3 protein-coding genes are annotated in these 1,870 nt (G+C 71.3%); 2 read left to right on the top strand and 1 reads right to left on the bottom strand.

All coding sequences use genetic code 11. The features are described 5' to 3' along the window. Window positions 1–17 precede the first annotated feature (17 nt). Complete coding sequence (locus ABZS97_RS43890) at window positions 18–536, bottom strand: pep a2 (protein ID WP_356149675.1); 519 nt, start codon at window positions 534–536, stop codon at window positions 18–20. 311 nt (window positions 537–847) lie between these two features. On the opposite strand from ABZS97_RS43890, the gene ABZS97_RS43885 reads away from it, so the two are divergent. Both ABZS97_RS43885 and ABZS97_RS43880 read left to right on the top strand, forming a co-directional pair. Next, window positions 848–1,111, top strand: a complete 264-nt coding sequence (locus ABZS97_RS43885; RefSeq protein WP_356149678.1) for a DUF5133 domain-containing protein — start codon at window positions 848–850, stop codon at window positions 1,109–1,111. Window positions 1,112–1,215: 104 nt separating this feature from the next. Next, the coding region (locus ABZS97_RS43880) for a maltotransferase domain-containing protein (protein ID WP_356149672.1) at window positions 1,216–1,870 on the top strand (655 nt) is incomplete at its 3' end.

The raw sequence follows: 1,870 nt of genomic DNA, 5'->3' as shown, positions 1-1,870 counted from the left end.
CTCGCGGCGGGTTGCCGTCAGCCGCCGGCGTTCGACGCCACGCCGACGAGGGAGCCCGACCCGTCCGGACGGGTCAGAGCCGGTTCCGGCAGCAGACAAGGCGTCCGGCGTGCCTCCCGCAGGCTGGGGACGGGCACGGCAGGGACCAGCGGAGCGCGTTCCGCGGCACGGGCTCGCCAGGAGAACCAGATGATCTTTCCTCCGGCGCCGGTGGCACAGCACCCCCAGCCGTCGCTCAGCGCCGCGATCTGCGCCAGGCAGCCCTGCGGGGCGTAGTGCGGGCCGATGTCCTGGTCGTTGTCGGACACGGCCGTGATCAGGTGCTGGCCGTTCCACCACATCTCGATGGTCGTGTTCTTGTCCGGCGCGTGCTCGTCGATCGTGTGCAGCAACGCTTCGGCACAGTGGCCGACGGGCTCGACGAGCGTGTCCAGGTTCCAGTAGCGGAGATGGGCGGCCAGGATGCGCCTGACCTGCCCGACCCGCTCCGGGCTGACCTCCACGTCGAGGTAGTAGTAGCAGGGCACTGCTTTCATTGTCGTTGGCTCCTCGCTGGCGAAGCTCCCGCTTCGTTCTCGCCCTTGCGGGCCGAGCCCCGAACACGAAGCGTGAGCGGTGATCGCTCCTGAGTCAGTCCCAGGGTGCAAGTGCTACTCCATTCGTGCAACACGAGAGCGGCTCGCCGACCATCCTCCGTTCAAGATCCAACAGGACACTCGGTGTCCGCGCGGGCACCATGGGTGAAAGGTTCGCCCGCGGTCACCCGCGGGTGCCCTCCGTGCGCGACCGCCGCGGACCGTCCCGGCCAACCGTGCGCACCCGAGAGAGTGGGAAGGTGACCAGCACGATGCTGCTGCCTGCCAAACCCGAGGTCGCCAGACATCTGGAGCGTTATCGGGCCTGGGAACGCCTGCTGCTCGCAGCCCCCACCGACCACACGGTGCGGGGCTACTTCGAGAACACCGGATACACGCTGTGCGTCCTGATGGGGAAGCGCTGCGCACGGGAGGCGGCGGACGCCGCCGAGCACTACCTCCGTGGGAACTCGGCCTCGCCCGTCCGAATGCAGGGCGGCGGGGCCTGCGGCACCGTCGTCGGCGGTCACGGATGATCCCCGCAAGGCACCGGGCCGCGCCGACGCGGGGGTGACCGCAAGCTCTCCCTGCACGAGCGAGGTCGACGACGACGGATTCGAGGACGACGGAGGCGAAGCACATGAAGGCAGACCGGATCAGTGGCCGTATCCCGATCGTTGAGGTCCATCCCGTCGTCGAGTGCGGCGGACGCCCGGCGAAGGCCGTCGCCGGTGAGACCTTCCGCGTGACCGCCACGCTCTTCGGCGAGGGGCACGACGCGGTCGCCGCGAACGTCGTCCTGCGCGACCCGGACGGCCGCCCCGGCCCCTGGACCCCGATGCGGGAACTCGCACCGGGCAGCGACCGCTGGGGCGCCGACGTCACACCGGAAACGGCCGGCCGTTGGACGTACCAGGTGGAGGCGTGGAGCGACCCGGTCACCGCCTGGCGTCACGCCGCCGGGATCAAGGTCCCGGCCGGTATCGACACCGGGCTCATGCTGGAGGAGGGCGCGGCCCTGCACGAGCGCGCCGCCGCCGGCGTACCGAACCCGGCGAAGCGGTCGGCGGTGCAGGCCGCGGCGCGCGCCCTCGGCGACGACTCCCTGCCGCCGGCGGACCGTCTCGCAGCCGCCCTCACGCCCGAGGTGACCAGCGCCCTCGCGGAACGCCCGCTGCGCGAACGGCTCACCCGCTCGGCGCCGATGCCTCTGCTGGTGGAGCGTGAGCGGGCGTTGTACGGCGCCTGGTACGAGTTCTTCCCGCGTTCCGAGGGAGCCGTGGTCGAGGAGGGCA

Origin of the sequence: Streptomyces sp. NPDC005485 (assembly GCF_040606085.1) — a bacterium.
Taxonomy (GTDB): domain Bacteria; phylum Actinomycetota; class Actinomycetes; order Streptomycetales; family Streptomycetaceae; genus Streptomyces.
The sequence above is the reverse complement of the archived record's forward strand: the minus strand, read 5'-3'. Positions and strand labels throughout refer to the sequence as shown.

Excerpts from the sequence above, each read along its gene's own strand:
- ABZS97_RS43890 (WP_356149675.1), bottom strand. The coding sequence starts at position 536 with ATGAAAGCAGTGCCCTGCTACTACTACCTCGACGTGGAGGTCAGCCCG.
- ABZS97_RS43885 (WP_356149678.1), top strand. The coding sequence starts at position 848 with ATGCTGCTGCCTGCCAAACCCGAGGTCGCCAGACATCTGGAGCGTTAT.